The organism is uncultured Brevundimonas sp., assembly GCF_963975535.1.
GTDB lineage: Bacteria > Pseudomonadota > Alphaproteobacteria > Caulobacterales > Caulobacteraceae > Brevundimonas.
On record NZ_CAXBHE010000010.1, the window covers coordinates 1 to 15,268 of the forward strand.

A 15,268-nucleotide genomic window follows, 5' to 3' on the forward strand; every position below is an offset into this window, starting at 1 on the left:
CAATCGTGCCGATGTTGCAATGCGGCTTGTTACGTTCGAACTTTTCCTTGGCCATCGCCAAACTCCTGGTGGCCCGGGTCCGTGACGGAAGGGGCGCTTCTGCTCAGTTCAAAAATCTGGAGCGGGTAGACGGAATCGAACCGACATATTCAGCTTGGAAGGCTGCTGTACTACCATTGTACTATACCCGCACGGAGACGGCGTCGGCCGCCCGGAACCCCGGTTGACCTTCACCGCCGACCCTCATCGTCGCCGGGTCCCTCGTTTCGAACAGCGCGTGGTGGGGGAAGCAGGACTCGAACCTGCGAAGCTTACGCAGGGGATTTACAGTCCCCCCCCTTTGCCACTCGGGACATTCCCCCAAGCGCGTTTCGAACCGTCGGACCAACGCCCCGGCAACCTTTCGGTGACCAGGGCAACAAAAGCGTTCGGTCTCCGGCGTCGCCTGCGATACAGGAGGCACCGGACCCGAAAGCCTCAGGGCTCCAAATCGGAGGGCGTCTTATAGTGTCGCAAAATCGAGAACGCAACGACCGGAAAACCGGTAAAAAGCCCCCCTTCCGGGGCAAGGCACCGGAGGCCTCGGACGCGCCGCGCAAGGGCGGCTGGAACCCCAATCCGCCGACCAAGGCCTTCAACCCGTCCGCCCCGCGCCCGTCGCGCGGCAAGGTCGACGCCGACAATTTCGTCTGGGGCCGCCACCCGGTACTGGCCGCCCTCGCCAATCCCGCCCGCAAGGGCATGGGCCGGCTGCTGGCCAGCCCCGACCGCGCCGTCGAACTGGAGCGCGACAACCTGACCCACGGCCACGCCGTCGAGGTGATGGAGCCGCAACTGCTTGACCGCATGCTGCCCGCCGGGGCCGTGCACCAGGGCCTGGTGTTCAAGGTCCAGCCGCTGGAAGGTGTGGCCCTGGCCGACATCGCCGAACCGGCCGAAGGCGTCCTCGTCATGCTGGACCAGCTGACCGACCCCCAGAACGTCGGAGCCATCTTCCGCTCGGCCCTGGCCTTCGGCGCACGCGGCATCATCGTCCAGGACCGCCATTCCCCCGCCCTGGCCGGGGCCCTGGCCAAGGCCGCCGCCGGCGCCACCGAACGCCTGCCCTGCGCCCGGGTGACCAATCTGTCGCGGGCCCTGGAAACCCTGGGCGAGCTTGGCTGGCGCGCCGTCGGACTCGACGGCAGCTCCGATGAGACGCTGGAGAGCGCGCTTGATTCGCGTCCGACGGTGCTGGTGCTCGGGTCCGAGGGGGACGGCATCCGTCGCCTGGTGGCCGAGCATTGCGACACCCTGGCCCGGATCCCCATGCCCGGTGGATTCGAGAGCCTGAACGTCTCCAACGCCGCCGCCGTGGCCCTGTATGAAGCGACGCGGGCCCAGCGGCCGTCCTGATCCCCGTCTTGCCCGCCCGCCCCCAGTGACCTAACAGCGCATCATGTTCGACTTTCTCAGCTCTCCTGAACTCGCCAGTCAGCTCGCCGCCCTCGGCCAGGTGATGATGATCGACCTCATCCTGGCCGGCGACAACGCCATCGCCGTCGGCCTGGCCGCCGCCGCCCTGCCGGTCGAGCAGCGCCGCAAGGCGATTCTGATCGGCCTGGCCGCCGCGGTGGTGCTGCGCATCGGCTTCGCCCTGATCACCGTCCAGTTGCTGGCCATCATCGGCCTGCTGCTGGCGGGCGGGATCCTGCTGCTGTGGGTGTGCTGGAAGATGTGGCGCGAGATGCGCGAACAGGCCACCCACGACCAGGCCGAGGCCTCGGTCGAGATGGAGGCCGCCCTGTCGGTCCATCACGGCGGCGGACCGACGCCCGAGGCCCTGGGCCTGAAGCGCAAGACCTTCGGCGCGGCCCTGGTCCAGATCATGATCGCCGATGTCACCATGTCGCTGGACAATGTGCTGGCCGTGGCCGGGGCGGCCCATGCCCACCCCTGGATCATGGTCTTCGGCCTGGTCCTGTCGATCGCCCTGATGGGTCTGGCCGCCAGCTATATCGCCCGGATGCTGAGCCGCCACCGCTGGATCGGCTACGTCGGTCTGGTCGTCGTCCTGTACGTCGCCCTGCACATGATCTGGGACGGCACCCGGTCGGTGATCGTCCGCACCGATCGCATGGACGCTTTCAATGCCGCGGCTCCGGCCTTCCTCGACATCACGCCCAAGGAGGTCGAGAAATTCCGCCGCGGCACCAGGGATGAGCCCAGACCGGCAACGCCCTCGGTCGATGTGCGGGTCCCCGCCCCGGCCAGGGTCGCTCCGGCGGTTGCGCCGGAACGGGCACCGGCAGGCTAGACCTCGGCCTCACGGCCACCGAAACGTTCGGCCCATTCGGCCACCTGGGCGTCCTCGATCTTGCGGAACAGCACCTCGGCCGCCGCCACCGCCTGGCCTCGTGGCAGCCGGTCCAGCAGGTCATCACTGGCCAGCGGCCAGCTCAGGTCGGTCTCGCCCACCGTGGCGGCGATCTTCGCCGCGCTGGACGGCATGATCGGAGCCGCCAGGCGGGCGAACAGGGCCACCAGATTCAGGCCGGTGCGAACGCCCACGGCCGCCCGCACCGGATCGGTCTTGAACGCGGTCCACGGGGCGGCGACCTGCAGATATTCATTGCCCAGAACCCACACCGCGCGGATCGCCTGGGCCGCCTTGCGGAACTCCATGGCCTCCAGCTGGGCCGTCGCCTCGGCGATACCGGCGGCGAGGTCGGTCTCCAGCTGGGCCTCGACCAGACCGGGCTCGCCGCCGTCGGGCACCACGCCGTCAAAGCGGCTCTCGGTGAATTTGACGATGCGGTTGACGAAATTGCCCAGCACATCGGCCAGGTCCTTGTTGGTGCTGGCCTGGAAATCCTCCCAGGTGAAGGCCGAGTCCGCGTGCTCGGGCCCATAGGCGGTCAGCCGCCAGCGCCAGTAGTCGGCCGGCAGCAGCTCCAGCGCCTGGTCCATGAAGACGCCGCGCTTCTGGCTGGTCGAGAATTTGCCGCCGTACCAGTTCAGCCAGTTGAAGGCCTTCAGGGTGTCGACCGTCTTCCACGGCTCGCCGCTGCCGAGAATGGTGGCCGGGAAGCTGACCGTGTGGAAGGCGACATTGTCCTTGCCCATGAACTGGACATAGCGGACGTCCTCGGCCCCCTCGTCGGTGCGCCACCAGTCGCGCCAGCTCAGGCCGTTGGCCTCGGCCCATTCCTCGGTGGCGGCGATATATTCGATCGGGGCGTCGAACCAGACGTAGAAGACCTTGCCCTCCATGCCCGGGCGCGGCCCGCCGTCGGGCCCCACGACCGGCACGCCCCATTTCAGGTCGCGAGTGATGCCGCGGTCGATCAGCCCCTCGTCCAGATGTTTCAGCGCGATCGAGCGGGCCAGGGTCTGCCAGTCGATGCGCGAGTCGATCCAGTCGCGGATCCGGTCGGCCAGTTTCGTCTGCAGCAGATACAGGTGGCGCGTATCCCGCACCTCGAGATTGCGCGAGCCGGACACCGCCGAATAGGGCGCGATCAGGTCGGTCGGGTCCAGCAGTCGCCCGCAGTTGTCGCACTGGTCACCGCGGGCGCTGGGATAGGCGCAATGCGGGCAGATGCCCTCGACGTAGCGGTCCGGCAGGAAGCGGGCGTCGTCGATCGAATAGATCATCCGGTCGACCCGTTCCTCGATCAGGCCGTTGGCCTCGAGCGCGGCGGCGAAATGCTGGGTCAGGCGCTGGTTGGCGGCGCTGGACGAGCGGCCGAACCAGTCATAGCTCAGGTCGAAGGCCTCGCCGGCGGCCTTCTGGATCTGATGCTGTTCGTCGCAATAGGTGCGCACGTCCTGACCGGCGGCGGCGGCGGCCAGTTCGGCCGGGGTCCCGTGCTCGTCGGTGGCGCAGATATAGAGGACCTCATGCCCCTGGGCCCGCTTGAACCGGGCCCAGACATCGGCGGGCAGCATCGATCCGGCCAGGTTTCCCAGATGCTTGATGCCGTTGATATACGGCAGCGCCGAGGTGATGAGAATGCGGGCCATGGAAGTCCAGACGTTCGGGGAACGTCCATATAGAGAGCACCGCCCCCCGCGGCCAAGCCCCGTGACCTAGATGGCGTGGGTCGCGGCAAAAACAGCCAGCGTGATCGTCATGCCGATCAGGACCAGGATTCCGGTGACGAAGGCCAGGAACCGGCGGCGCACATTATTGCCGTTCAAATGGATCAGGCTGTGCACCAGCCGGCTGCCGACAAAGGCCCAGGCCAGGCCGACCATGACCGGACCGTCGGCCCCGATCACCATGGCCATCAGCACCAGGGCGTAGAACAGCACCGGAGCCTCGAACTGGTTCTGGTACTGGTTGGCGATGAGACGTGCCCGGGGCGGCCAACCGTCATTGGCGACGGCAATATCGGCCAGCCGCACCTCGCGACGCTTCAGCGCCCCGACGCGGGTGTTGCCGAGCAGCAGGACCAGACCCAGCGACAGGGCGATCTGGATCAGGAACGGGAACAGCAGGGTCATGGTGCCTCACCAATGCGTTTTGAAACGCAACTATCTCACCGGACAGCGTTCAGCGCAATGCTGACGCTTCGTCCGGGCGGAGCGGCAGCCGGCGCGCCACGCGGAGGAACCGCGCCGTCAGCAGGACCGAGGAGAACAGGCTGGCGATGATGATCGCCCAGACCAGGCCGTCGACGCCGATCCGGTGCGCCAGCCACCAGCCGAGCGGGATCATCACCGCCCCATAGGCGACGAAATGCATGATCGTCGGCCACCAGACGTCGCCGGCCGCGCGGTTGACCTGGGCCGCCACGACCTGGATGCCGTCGGCGACGAAGAACAGGCAGGTCAGCATCAGGGCCGGCACCACCACGGCCAGCAGGGCCGGGTCACGGTTGTAGGCGCTGGCGATCAGACCCGCGCCCGGCCAGACGATCAGGGCCATCACGAAGCCGAGCACCGACACCACCCCGATCCCGACCATGCCGGCCCGCAGCACGCCGCGCCCGTCCCGCTCGCCATAGGCCCGGCCGACCATCACCCCGGCCGCCGCCGACAGACCCATCGGCACCATGAAGATGATGGCGGTGACGTTCAGCACCACGGCCCAGGCCGAGGTCTCGATCGCGCCCAGCTGGCCGGCGATGAAGGTCATGGCGGCGAAGGCCCCGACCTCGATGAAATAGCTGGACCCGGCCCCGTAGCCGACCTTGCGCTGCTCGCGTTCGGCGGTGCGGTTGCGGGCCGGGCGGTCGAACACGCCCAGGGCCCGCGCCTCCGGCAGGCGCACGATGTAGAGGATGAGGAAGACGGCCAGGGCGGTGCGCGCCCCGAAGGTGGCCCAGGCCGAGGCCAGGGCCCCGTTGATCCCGAGACCCAGCAGGTCCGGCACCAGCACGAGGTTCAGCACCAGGTTGACGGCGTTGGCGATCCACATGGCCCACATCCCGGCCTTGGGCCGGTGCAGGGCCTCGAGGAAGAATTGCGCCGCCACACTGACCAGATAGCCGGGCATCGACAGGGCAAAGACGATCAGCGCCGGTGACGCGCCCTCGCCCAGACCGTCGGCCAGGCCGATGTTGCGCATGATCCAGGGCCCGAACACGACCATCGCCAGCATCGAGGCCACGCCCAGCTGCAGGCCGTAGGCCACGCCGCGCCGGAACACGCCGCCGACCTCGTTCTGACGCCCCTCGCCGAGGTAGCGGGCGGTCATCACCTGGACGCCCATCATCAGCCCGACCGCCGTGGTCACCAGGATGGTGACCGGGGCGAGGGCCAGCGAACTGTAGGCCAGCTCGCGCGCTGACCAGTTGCCGACGACGATGACGTCGGTGAGCCCCATGGTCATGATGCCGATGCGCGCCAGCACGACCGGCCATGCCAGGGTCAGCAGGTCGCGAACGGCGGTACGGGTCTTGGCACTGAGGGCGATCATCGGAGGCGGCAAAGGCCACGCCCGGCGGCCCGGGTCAACACCCCGCGGCGGACGTCAGACCACGTCCTACCAGGCCCCCATCTCGCGCAGGTGTTTGGCCAGATCCTCGGGCAGGTCACCAGGGTCCAGGGTCGAGAGATCCGGCGGGGCGTCCTTCGGTTCCAGATAGCGCCAGCCCTGGAACGGCCGACGCGCCTGGGGGGCGGTGCGCACCACCGCGTTGGACAGGCGGATCTGGCATTTCGCCCCCGTCTTGCCCTCCCCTGCCGGCGTGATGTCCAGCACCCGCTGGCGACAGACGACCGACCCCTTCATCACCCAGTAGAGCGATCCACCGTCCTCGATCTCGGCCGCGCGTTTCGGCGTCATCCGCGTCGGCACGATCAACCATTGATTCTTGGCCGCCCGCCGTTCCAGCGTCTCGACCTTGGCCACGCCGACGCAGAGCTTGATGATGTGAAGAGGCATGGGCCCGGCTTTAGCATCCATTTCGGAGTCGCAAGGAAGAACAACATACGTCCCTCTCCCGGCGGGCGAGGGACAAATCCGTCGGACTCAGGGGGTCCGAAAAAGTGCAAATCAAAGCCAGAGAAATCAAAGACTTGCACTCACTGGACTCGGTATTTGCCGAGTCCGGTCAACCCCGCCTCCGCGACCACAGGGGCCGGCAGATATATCCTGTAAGCTTCTGTATTTTATAACTATCCTGATCAGGCGCCGGCCTCGACCGTCGCCAGCACCGCATCGGCCCCGACCTGTTCGCCGACCGCGAAGCCGACCGCGCCGACCACGCCGTCGAACGGCGCGACCAGGGCGTGTTCCATCTTCATGGCTTCCAGCACCACGACCGGCTGGCCCTTCGTCACGGCGTCCCCGGCCTTGACGGGGGTGGCGACGATCTTGCCGGGCATGGGCGCGCGCAGCGCACCGTCGGAGGCGGACCCGCCGCCGGCACCGGCCCGGGCAAAGGCGCGAACCTCGAAGGCCGAGCCGTTCTCGAAGGCGACGCCGGCCCCATCGGTCAGGGGCAGATAGCTGATCACCGCATGGGCCTCGTCGCGCATCGGCACCGCCCGGCTTTCGCCGTTGACGACCAGGTGCTGAAGCGTCTGCGCGGCCGCGTTGGCCCGGAAACCGAGCGAGCCGTTCCAGCCGTCCCACGGACTGCCGGGGTCTTCGGACACCTCCGGTTCGGCATCGGTCCGCAGATAGTGCGCCGCGTCTTCCAGTCCCATGGCCGACAGGGGGTCTGCCGCCAGCTCGGCCTCTTCCGCGGCAATAAAGCCGGTGTCGATATCCCCGCTGACGAAGCGCGGATGTTCCAGGCATTTCATGGCAAAGGCCGCGTTGGTCCGGATCGGCCAGACCTCGACCTCGCTGCACGCCTCCGCGAGCGCCCCGGCCGCCTCCTCCCGCGTCTCGGCGTGCACGATCAGCTTGGCGATCATCGGGTCGTAGAACTGGCTGACCTCGCCCCCCTCCTCCACGCCGGTGTCGATGCGGATATCGTCGGGCAGGCGGAAATGCTCCAGCCGGCCGATACTGGGCATGAAGCCGTTGGCCGGGTCCTCGGCATAGAGGCGGGCCTCCATGGCCCAGCCGTTCAGGGGAATGTCGGCCTGTTTCAGCGGCATCGGCTCGCCGGCGGCGACGCGGAACTGCCATTCGACCAGATCGACGCCGGTCACGGCCTCGGTCACCGGATGCTCGACCTGCAGCCGGGTGTTCATCTCCATGAACCAGATACGGTCAGCCTTCAGTCCGTCCGAGGCGTCGGCGATGAATTCGATGGTCCCCGCGCCCTCGTAGTGCACGGCCTGGGCGGCGCGCACGGCGGCGTCGGTCACGGCCTTGCGGGTGGCGGCGTCCATGCCGGGGGCCGGAGCTTCCTCGATCACCTTCTGGTGGCGGCGCTGCAGGGAGCAGTCGCGCTCATACAGATGCACGACGGTGCCGTGGCTGTCGCCGAACACCTGAACCTCGATGTGACGCGGGCGGGTGATGTATTTCTCGATCAGGACGCGGGGATCGCCGAAGGAGGACTGGCCCTCGCGCTGGGCCGAGGCGAGGCCGTCGGCGAAGTCTTCGGGGCGCTCGACCTTCTTCATGCCCTTGCCGCCGCCCCCGGCGACGGCCTTGATCAGCACGGGATAGCCGATGGTGTCGGCCGCCTCTTGCAGGCGCTCCAGCGACTGGTCCGCGCCGAGATAGCCGGGGGTGACCGGCACGCCGGCCTCGATCATCAACGTCTTGGCCGCGTCCTTCAGCCCCATGGCCCGGATGGCCGCGGGCGGCGGGCCGACCCAGACCAGGCCGGCGGCCATGACGGCCTCGGCGAAGTCGGCATTCTCGCTGAGGAAGCCATAGCCGGGGTGGATGGCCTCGGCCCCGGTGGCCTTGGCCGCCGCCAGCACCTTGGCCGCGTCGAGATAGGACTCCCGGGCCGCCGCCGGGCCGATCAGCACCGCCTCGTCAGCCTCGCGTACGTGCAGGGCCTTGGCATCGGCTTCGGAATAGACGGCGATGGTCCGGATACCCATGCGGCGGGCGGTGCGGAACACACGACAGGCGATTTCGCCGCGATTGGCGACCAGGACAGATGTGAACATGGGCCGTTCCTAGCGTGCGGATACCGCCCGCGCCACTGTCACTCGGCCCAGCGCGGCTTGCGCTTGTCGAGGAAGGCGCGAACGCCTTCCTGGCCCTCGACCGAGACGCGCGCCTTGGCGATGCGGTGAGCCGTATCCTCCATCAACGAATGATCGATCTTGTGATGGGCGACGTGGTGCACCAGACGCTTGGCGTCACCCATGGCCCCCGGGGCACTGGTGCCCAGCCCTTCACTGACCCAGGCGACATAGCCGTCGATGGCCTCGGCGTCGGCCAGCACCGAATCGATCAGGCCGATGCGGGCGGCGTGATCGGCGTCGAACAGATTGCCGGTCAGGAACAGGGCCCGGGCCCAGCGCGGACCGACGGCCTCGACCACATAGGGGGCGATGGTCGCGGGAATCAGGCCCAGCTTGACCTCGGAGAAGGCGAATTTCGTGCCCCGGACCGCCACGGCCATGTCGCAGGCGGCGACGATGCCGGCCCCGCCGCCCATGGCCGCGCCCTCGACCAGGGCCACGGTCAGGGCCGGGATGTCGTGCAGCGCCTTCAGCATCTTCGCCAGGCCCATGGCGTCGTCGCGATTGTCGCTCTCGGACCAGCCCGCCGCATCGGCCATCCATTGCAGGTCAGCCCCGGCGCAGAAGGTCCCGCCCGCTCCGCGGATGAAGACCGCGCGGATATGATCGGCCCCGTGCAGGGTCTCGAAGGCCTCGTGCAGCGCGCCGACCGTGCGGGCGTCGAACGCATTCTTTTTGGCCGGACGGTTGATGGTGATGAAGACGAGACCCGCCGGGGTCGAGCGGATCTGCACCAGCCGGTCATCGGCGTCCGGGGCCGGGTCGGCCAGCAGCGGATGGACGATGGCGTTGATCTTGGCCGCCTCGGCATCGGTGACGTCGAGCGCGTTGAGGTCGGCTTCGGTCGGTTTGGTCATGGTAGTCTCCTGCTGCTGCACCGGTATAACGCGCGGCGAGGCAAACGGAACACGGGTGAGACGATATGGCGACCAGCACGACCGACCGTGTTCGCCGGATGAGCGTGGCGAGCGTCTATGTCCACTATGTCGCCAAGGCCGAAAAGAAGGGCCGGACGCGGGCCGAGGTCGACGAGGTCACCCGCTGGCTGACAGGCTACTCGCAGGATCAGCTGGAGGCTTTGCTGGCGGCAGGGACCGATTTCGAGACCTTCTTCGCCGAGGCCCCGGCCATGAGCCCGGACCGTTTCCTGATCACCGGCGTGATCTGCGGCCACCGGGTTGAAGAGATCGAGGACCCGTTCATGCGCGAGGTCCGCCACCTCGACAAACTGGTCGACGAACTGGCCAGGGGGAAGGCGATGGAGAAGGTGCTGCGGGGGAACTAACGGCGCTTGTCATCCCGGAAAGCGCGCAGCGCTTATCCGGGACGGACGGCAAAACCCTCAAACCCGCTCCCGGATAGCTGCGGGCGCAGCTTCCGGGCCGAAAGCCTTCATCGTCGGACCGTCCCGGATCGTCGCTTCGCGACGTCCGGGATGACAAGGCGCTACATCCGGAACACGCCGAACGTCGTCTCCGGGATCGGCGCATTCAATGAGGCCGAAATCGCCAGCCCCAGCACGTCGCGGGTCTGGGCCGGGTCGATCACCCCATCGTCCCACAGCCGCGCCGTCGCATAATAGGGATTGCCCTCGTCCTCGTATTTCTGGCGCACCGGGGCCTTGAAGGCCTCGGCCTGGTCCGGGGTCCAGCTGTCGGCGTCGCGGTGGACCGTGGCCAGCACAGCCGCGGCCTGTTCTCCCCCCATGACGCTGATCCGGCTGTTGGGCCAGGTGAACAGGAAGCGGGGTCCGAAGGCGCGGCCGCACATGCCGTAGTTGCCGGCCCCGAAGCTGCCGCCGATCAGGACGGTGAATTTCGGCACCTCGGCCGAGGCCACGGCGGTGACCAGCTTGGCTCCGTTCTTGGCGATGCCCTCGGCCTCGTATTTGCCGCCGACCATGAAGCCGGAGATGTTCTGCAGGAAGACCAGCGGGATCTTCCGCTTGCAGGCCAGTTCGATGAAGTGGGCCCCCTTCAGCGCGCTCTCGGAAAACAGCACGCCGTTGTTGGCGAGGATGGCGACCGGATAGCCCCAGATGCGGGCGAAGCCGCACACCAGGGTGGTGCCGTACAGGGCCTTGAACTCGTCGAACTCGGAGCCGTCGACCAGACGGGCGATGACCTCGCGTACGTCATAGGGGGCGCGCACGTCGTCAGGGATCAGGCCGTACAATTCGTCGGCGTCGAAGGCCGGGTCTGTGGGCGCGCGCACATCGATCTCGACCCGTTTCACGGTGTTCAGGCTGTCGACGATGGTGCGCACGATCTCCAGCGCGTGCTCGTCGTTCTCGGCGACATAGTCGACGACGCCCGAGCGGCGCCCGTGGGTCTCGGCCCCGCCCAGCTCCTCGGCCGAGATCACCTCGCCGGTGGCCGCCTTGACCAGCGGCGGGCCGGCCAGGAAGATGGTGCCTTGGTTGCGGACGATGACGCTCTCGTCCGACATCGCCGGGACATAGGCCCCGCCCGCGGTGCAGCTGCCCATGACGCAGGCGATCTGCGGAATCGATTTCGCGCTCATCCGCGCCTGGTTGAAGAAGATGCGACCAAAATGGTCGCGGTCCGGAAACACCTCGGCCTGGTGCGGCAGGTTGGCCCCGCCCGAGTCGACCAGATAGACGCAGGGCAGGTTGTTCTGTTCGGCGATCTCCTGGGCCCGCAGGTGCTTCTTCACCGTCATCGGGAAATAGGCCCCGCCCTTCACGGTCGGATCATTGGCGACGATCATCACCTCGCGGCCCGAAACCCGGCCGACGCCGCAGATCATGCCGGCACCGGGGGCACCGTCGGGGTCCTTGTCATTGCCGTACATGCCGTTGGCGGCCAGCTGGCCGACCTCGAGAAAGGGCGAGCCCGGATCCAGCAGCCGCTCGACCCGATCGCGGGGCAACAGCTTGCCACGCTTCACATGGCGGTCGCGGCTGGCATCGGAGCCCCCCAGGGCGGCCTTGGCCACCTTGGCGCGCAGGTCTGCGACCAGGGCGCTGTTGTGGGTGTGAAGGGCCTTGAAGGCCGCACTGTGCGGATCGATTGTCGACGTCAGCTTGGGCATGAGGCTGGTTTAGGTCGGTTCAACGCCCCGGGGAAGCCGTTGCCGCAAAAGCACCCGCAGGTTCCGCGAATCGGCGCTAACTGTCGGCATGGCTCCCATGCGATCCGACCGGCTGGAACACGCCCTTCACCGCATCTTCGGTGGCAGCGGCAATACCCACGCCAGCTGGTTCGCCCTGACCGGCGGCGAACCCCTGTTCAATGCCGGCGACCCGTCCGACGTCCTGTATCTGCTGCGCTCGGGCCGTCTCGGGGTCTTCCGCCACGAGGAGGGGCATCCGGCCCAGTTCGTCGGCGTCATCCGGCCCGGCGAACCCGCGGGCGAAATGGCCATGCTGGCCGGCACGCCCCACACCGCCGGCGTCGTCGCCCTGCGCGATTCCGAAATGGTGGCCCTGCCGCGCGAGGCCTTCTTCGAGGCCGCCCGCACCGAGCCCGACCTGATGGTCGAATTGTCACGGCTGATGATCCAGCGGGCCCGCGACCGTGCCGCCGGTGGCGGCGAGCCCAGCGTCTTCGGCTTCATCGCCGCCCGGCCCCGCCCGATCCGCGGCTTCGTCGAACAGGTCGCGGCGGCGATCATCCGCCAGGGCTTCACCTGCCAGGTCATCGACAGCTCGGCCCTCAGCTCGGCCTCGGACTGGTTCTCGCGCGTCGAGGACGCCCACGAATTCGTCCTCTATGTCGCCGAATCCGATGAACGCACCTGGGGCGCGCTCTGCGCCCGGCAGGTCGACCGGCTGTTCATCGTCGGCAACACCCTGCTGGCCCCGCCCCTGTATCCACTGCCGCACAAGGGGGTCCTGGACTCCCAGCAGCGCACCGACCTGATCCTGATGCGTGACCCGCGAATGATCCGGCCGGCCAATACGGCCATCTGGCTCGATACCGTCCAGCCCGGTCGCTGGTTTCACGCGGTCGAGGGCGACACCGGGGACGCCGCCCGCATCGCCAGGGTCGTCACCGGCACTGCCGTCGGCGTGGTCTTCTCCGGCGGCGGTGCCCGGGCCTATGCCCATGTCGGCGCGCTCAAGGCCCTCGCCGAGGCCAAGGTCCCGATCGATTTCGTCGGTGGTTCCTCGATGGGGGCGGTGGTCGCCGCCGGACCGGCCATGGGCTGGTCCCATGAGGAGCTCGAGGCCCGCATCTGCAAGGCTTTCGTCGACAGCGACCCCCTGTCCGACATTACCTTCCCGCTGGTCGCCATGACCCGGGCCCACAAGGTCGCCGAACTGCTGAAGGAGGCCTATGGCGAAGTCGACCTGGCCGACCTCGTGCGGCCCTTCTTCGCGGTTTCGACCAATCTGACCTCGGGTCAGATCCTGGTGCATCGCCGCGGCCTGATGCGCCAGGCGATGCGGGCGACCATCGCCATTCCCGGCGTCATGCCGCCGGTGGTCATCGACGGGCAGGTGCTGGTCGACGGGGCTGTGCTCAAGAATTTCCCCGCCGACGTGATGCGCCAGATGAACAGCGGCCCCGTCGTCGGCTGCGACGTCTCCCGCACCCGTGGCGTCGACCCGGCCCTGATCCAGCAGCCGCAGTCGATCTGGAGCATGATCGTCACCGGCTCATGGAAACGGGGCCCGCCGATCGTCTCCATCCTGATGCGGGCGGCGACCCTGACCTCGGATTCCGAACTCGAACAGTCGCGCGCCGCCACCGACGTCCTGATCCAGCCCACTCCCGAAGGTATCGACATCCGCGACTGGAAGGCATTCAAGCCGGGTGTCGCCGTCGGCTACCAGGCCACACGCGACGTCCTCGCGACCCTGGACAAGCCGATCACCGACCTGCGCCGCCGTCAGTCGGTCATCATCGCCGCGCCACCAGAAACAGTCGGGGAAACGGCAGCAGGGTCGCGCCGTCGGGCTGCGGCGGGAAAGCCGCCGAAAGCGCCGCGCCGAGCGTCGAAACGAAAGCCGCCTGCATAGGCGCATCCCGCTCGAGGGCAGCGAGATAGGGCCGCAGGGCGGCGCCCTTCATCCACTCCAGCACTGCATCGGGGCCGGTCAGGACGTGCAGATAGGTGGTAGACCATAGGTCGACCGACCCCGCACCGGTGGCCAATACCTCGTAATAGCCCTCGACCGGCAAGAGCGCCGCCATTCGGGGAACCGGCGCGAGCGCCTCGGCCCAGGGGCCCTCGGCCGCAACCGAACGCAACACGGCATGATGTCGTGTGCCGTGGGCCATCGGCATCTGCACCGCCAGCGCGCCGCCCGGTGCCAGGGTTCCGACCAGCCGCGTCAGCAGGTCCCGATGGTCCGGGATCCAGTGCAGGGCGGCGTTGGAGAAGATCAGATCCGCAGACCGCGCCGGGATCCAGTCCGCGATATCGCCCTGGACCCAGTCGATGACGGCATCGTGCCGTGCCGCTTCGGCCAGCATCGCCGCACTGCTGTCCAGACCGTGGACCGCCGCCGCCGGATAACGGCCCTTCAGCAGGGCCGCTTGGTGTCCGGCTCCGCAGCCCAGGTCCCAGATTTCACGGGGTGCAAGATCTTCCGGCAGACGCAGCAGCAGATCGAGGGCGGCGCGGTCGCGCTCACCGTCGAACCGGGCATACTGTCGGGGATCCCATACCGGGCTCGCGTCGGTCATGGCGGGGTTCCTCCGTCCGTGACAGCGATGGTACCGCCTCTCAGGCTTGAACTGAGGACCTCCGGTTCCACAAACCGGCGCTCTAACCAACTGAGCTAAGGCGGCGCTATCGACGCGAGGGGCGTTCTCTATCGGGACTTCCCGACCCGATCAAGCGACCGGGCCGGTTTTATGTCACGTGGCGGTCAGTTCCAGCCGCGGCTGGCGATATACTGCTGCAAGGCGTCGATCCGCGAGGCGTCGGACGGATGGGTCGAGGCGAACTCGGGCGTCGCCGTCTGACGCTGTTCCCCCATCAACCGCCACAGGGCGATGGCCTCCGAAGGCCGGTATCCGGCGGCCTGCATGTAATCGACCCCCAGCCGGTCGGCTTCCAGCTCGTCGCGGCGCGAGTAACGCAGCAGGAAGCCATACTGGGTGATAACCCCGGCGACGCCGCCGGCGGTCTCGCCATAGCTGCCGACGCCACTCTGGATCAGGCCGCCGAGGGCGTTGCTCGAGGCGCGCTCGGCCCCGTGGCGCGCGACAACGTGGCCGACCTCATGGCCGATGACGGTGGCCAGCTGGTCGTCGTTCTTCACCAGGGCCAGCAGGCCGGTGGTCACACCGATCTTGTAGGAGGGCAGAACAAAGGCGTTGGGACTGTCGCTGACGAAGACCGCATATTCCCAGCTGCGGTCGCCGAGGCGGGCCCCGCTGACGACCCGGTCACCGACGCGACGCAGGCGCTGGTTCAGGGCCGCGTCGCGCGACACCGGCTGGGTCCGCAACGCCTCGGACCAGGCGGCGTCGGCCTGTCGGGCAAGCGAGGAATCATCGACGATCAGGAGCTGGTTGCGGCCCAGGGTCTCGTTGTAGGCGCAGCCGCCCAGGGTCAGGGCGGCCAGGGCGGCGGGCAGGACAAGGCGGGTCAGGGTCATGGACGTGTCTCCGGAAAGGTCCACCGTAACGCTTTACCGCGCCAGAGGCTCCCGGCCCGCGACCGGAGATCCAAACAAAAACGCCCCGGAGCAAGC

13 protein-coding genes and 3 tRNA genes are annotated in these 15,268 nt (G+C 68.0%); 4 read left to right on the forward strand and 12 right to left on the reverse strand.

Annotation, left to right across the window (positions count from 1 at the left end):
• Positions 1-117: 117 nt before the first annotated feature.
• Positions 118-191, reverse strand: a tRNA-Gly gene (locus AACZ75_RS12970).
• Positions 192-278: 87 nt separating this feature from the next.
• A tRNA-Tyr gene (locus tag AACZ75_RS12975) sits at positions 279-362 on the reverse strand.
• A gap of 145 nt (positions 363-507) precedes the next feature.
• Here AACZ75_RS12975 and rlmB point away from each other — a divergent pair.
• Together rlmB and AACZ75_RS12985 are read left to right on the forward strand one after the other, a co-directional pair.
• Positions 508-1,395, forward strand: a complete 888-nt coding sequence (gene rlmB, locus AACZ75_RS12980) for a 23S rRNA (guanosine(2251)-2'-O)-methyltransferase RlmB (protein WP_339873381.1) — start codon at positions 508-510, stop codon at positions 1,393-1,395.
• Between the two features lie 43 nt (positions 1,396-1,438).
• Positions 1,439-2,296: a YjbE family putative metal transport protein gene (locus AACZ75_RS12985; RefSeq protein ID WP_339873383.1), complete on the forward strand. Its 858-nt coding sequence runs from the start codon at positions 1,439-1,441 to the stop codon at positions 2,294-2,296.
• On the opposite strand, the gene metG is transcribed toward AACZ75_RS12985, so the two are convergent.
• The 6 genes from metG to AACZ75_RS13015 form a co-directional block, all read right to left on the reverse strand.
• Positions 2,293-4,005 (reverse strand): methionine--tRNA ligase, encoded by a 1,713-nt coding sequence (gene metG, locus AACZ75_RS12990; RefSeq protein ID WP_339873384.1) that lies wholly within the window; start codon positions 4,003-4,005, stop codon positions 2,293-2,295. The two genes, AACZ75_RS12985 and metG, sit on opposite strands and share 4 nt — an antisense overlap.
• Positions 4,006-4,071: 66 nt before the next feature.
• The gene (locus AACZ75_RS12995; protein ID WP_339873386.1) at positions 4,072-4,488 is read right to left on the reverse strand and encodes an MAPEG family protein; all 417 of its coding nucleotides are present in this window, start codon (positions 4,486-4,488) and stop codon (positions 4,072-4,074) included.
• Between the two features lie 49 nt (positions 4,489-4,537).
• A complete protein-coding gene (locus AACZ75_RS13000) occupies positions 4,538-5,905 on the reverse strand; it encodes an MATE family efflux transporter (protein ID WP_339873387.1) in 1,368 nt (455 codons plus the stop codon).
• Positions 5,906-5,971: 66 nt separating this feature from the next.
• Entirely contained in the window at positions 5,972-6,373 is a 402-nt protein-coding gene (locus AACZ75_RS13005; RefSeq protein WP_339873389.1) for a DUF1489 domain-containing protein, read from the reverse strand.
• 242 nt (positions 6,374-6,615) lie between these two features.
• Positions 6,616-8,514 carry a biotin carboxylase N-terminal domain-containing protein gene (locus AACZ75_RS13010; protein ID WP_339873391.1) on the reverse strand — a complete coding sequence of 633 codons (1,899 nt, stop codon included), beginning with the start codon at positions 8,512-8,514 and terminating at the stop codon, positions 6,616-6,618.
• 38 nt (positions 8,515-8,552) lie between these two features.
• The gene (locus AACZ75_RS13015; protein ID WP_339873392.1) at positions 8,553-9,452 is read right to left on the reverse strand and encodes an enoyl-CoA hydratase-related protein; all 900 of its coding nucleotides are present in this window, start codon (positions 9,450-9,452) and stop codon (positions 8,553-8,555) included.
• 65 nt (positions 9,453-9,517) lie between these two features.
• Here AACZ75_RS13015 and AACZ75_RS13020 point away from each other — a divergent pair, with 65 nt between their 5' ends.
• Entirely contained in the window at positions 9,518-9,880 is a 363-nt protein-coding gene (locus AACZ75_RS13020; RefSeq protein ID WP_339873393.1) for a DUF2200 domain-containing protein, read from the forward strand.
• Between the two features lie 161 nt (positions 9,881-10,041).
• Here AACZ75_RS13020 and AACZ75_RS13025 read toward each other — a convergent pair whose 3' ends face one another.
• Complete coding sequence (locus AACZ75_RS13025; RefSeq protein WP_339873394.1) at positions 10,042-11,649, reverse strand: carboxyl transferase domain-containing protein; 1,608 nt, start codon at positions 11,647-11,649, stop codon at positions 10,042-10,044.
• 88 nt (positions 11,650-11,737) lie between these two features.
• On the opposite strand from AACZ75_RS13025, the gene AACZ75_RS13030 reads away from it, so the two are divergent.
• Positions 11,738-13,582, forward strand: coding sequence for a patatin-like phospholipase family protein (locus AACZ75_RS13030; RefSeq protein WP_339873395.1), 1,845 nt, complete (start codon positions 11,738-11,740; stop codon positions 13,580-13,582).
• On the opposite strand, the gene AACZ75_RS13035 is transcribed toward AACZ75_RS13030, so the two are convergent.
• The 3 genes from AACZ75_RS13035 to AACZ75_RS13045 all read right to left on the reverse strand — a co-directional run bounded on the left by AACZ75_RS13035 (position 13,464) and on the right by AACZ75_RS13045 (position 15,172).
• Entirely contained in the window at positions 13,464-14,252 is a 789-nt protein-coding gene (locus tag AACZ75_RS13035) for a methyltransferase domain-containing protein (RefSeq protein ID WP_339873397.1), read from the reverse strand. The genes AACZ75_RS13030 and AACZ75_RS13035 overlap by 119 nt on opposite strands.
• Before the next feature lie 28 nt (positions 14,253-14,280).
• Positions 14,281-14,357, reverse strand: a tRNA-His gene (locus AACZ75_RS13040).
• A gap of 80 nt (positions 14,358-14,437) precedes the next feature.
• On the reverse strand, positions 14,438-15,172 hold the full coding sequence (locus AACZ75_RS13045; protein WP_339873399.1) for a M48 family metallopeptidase: 735 nt from the start codon (positions 15,170-15,172) through the stop codon (positions 14,438-14,440).
• Positions 15,173-15,268 lie beyond the last annotated feature (96 nt).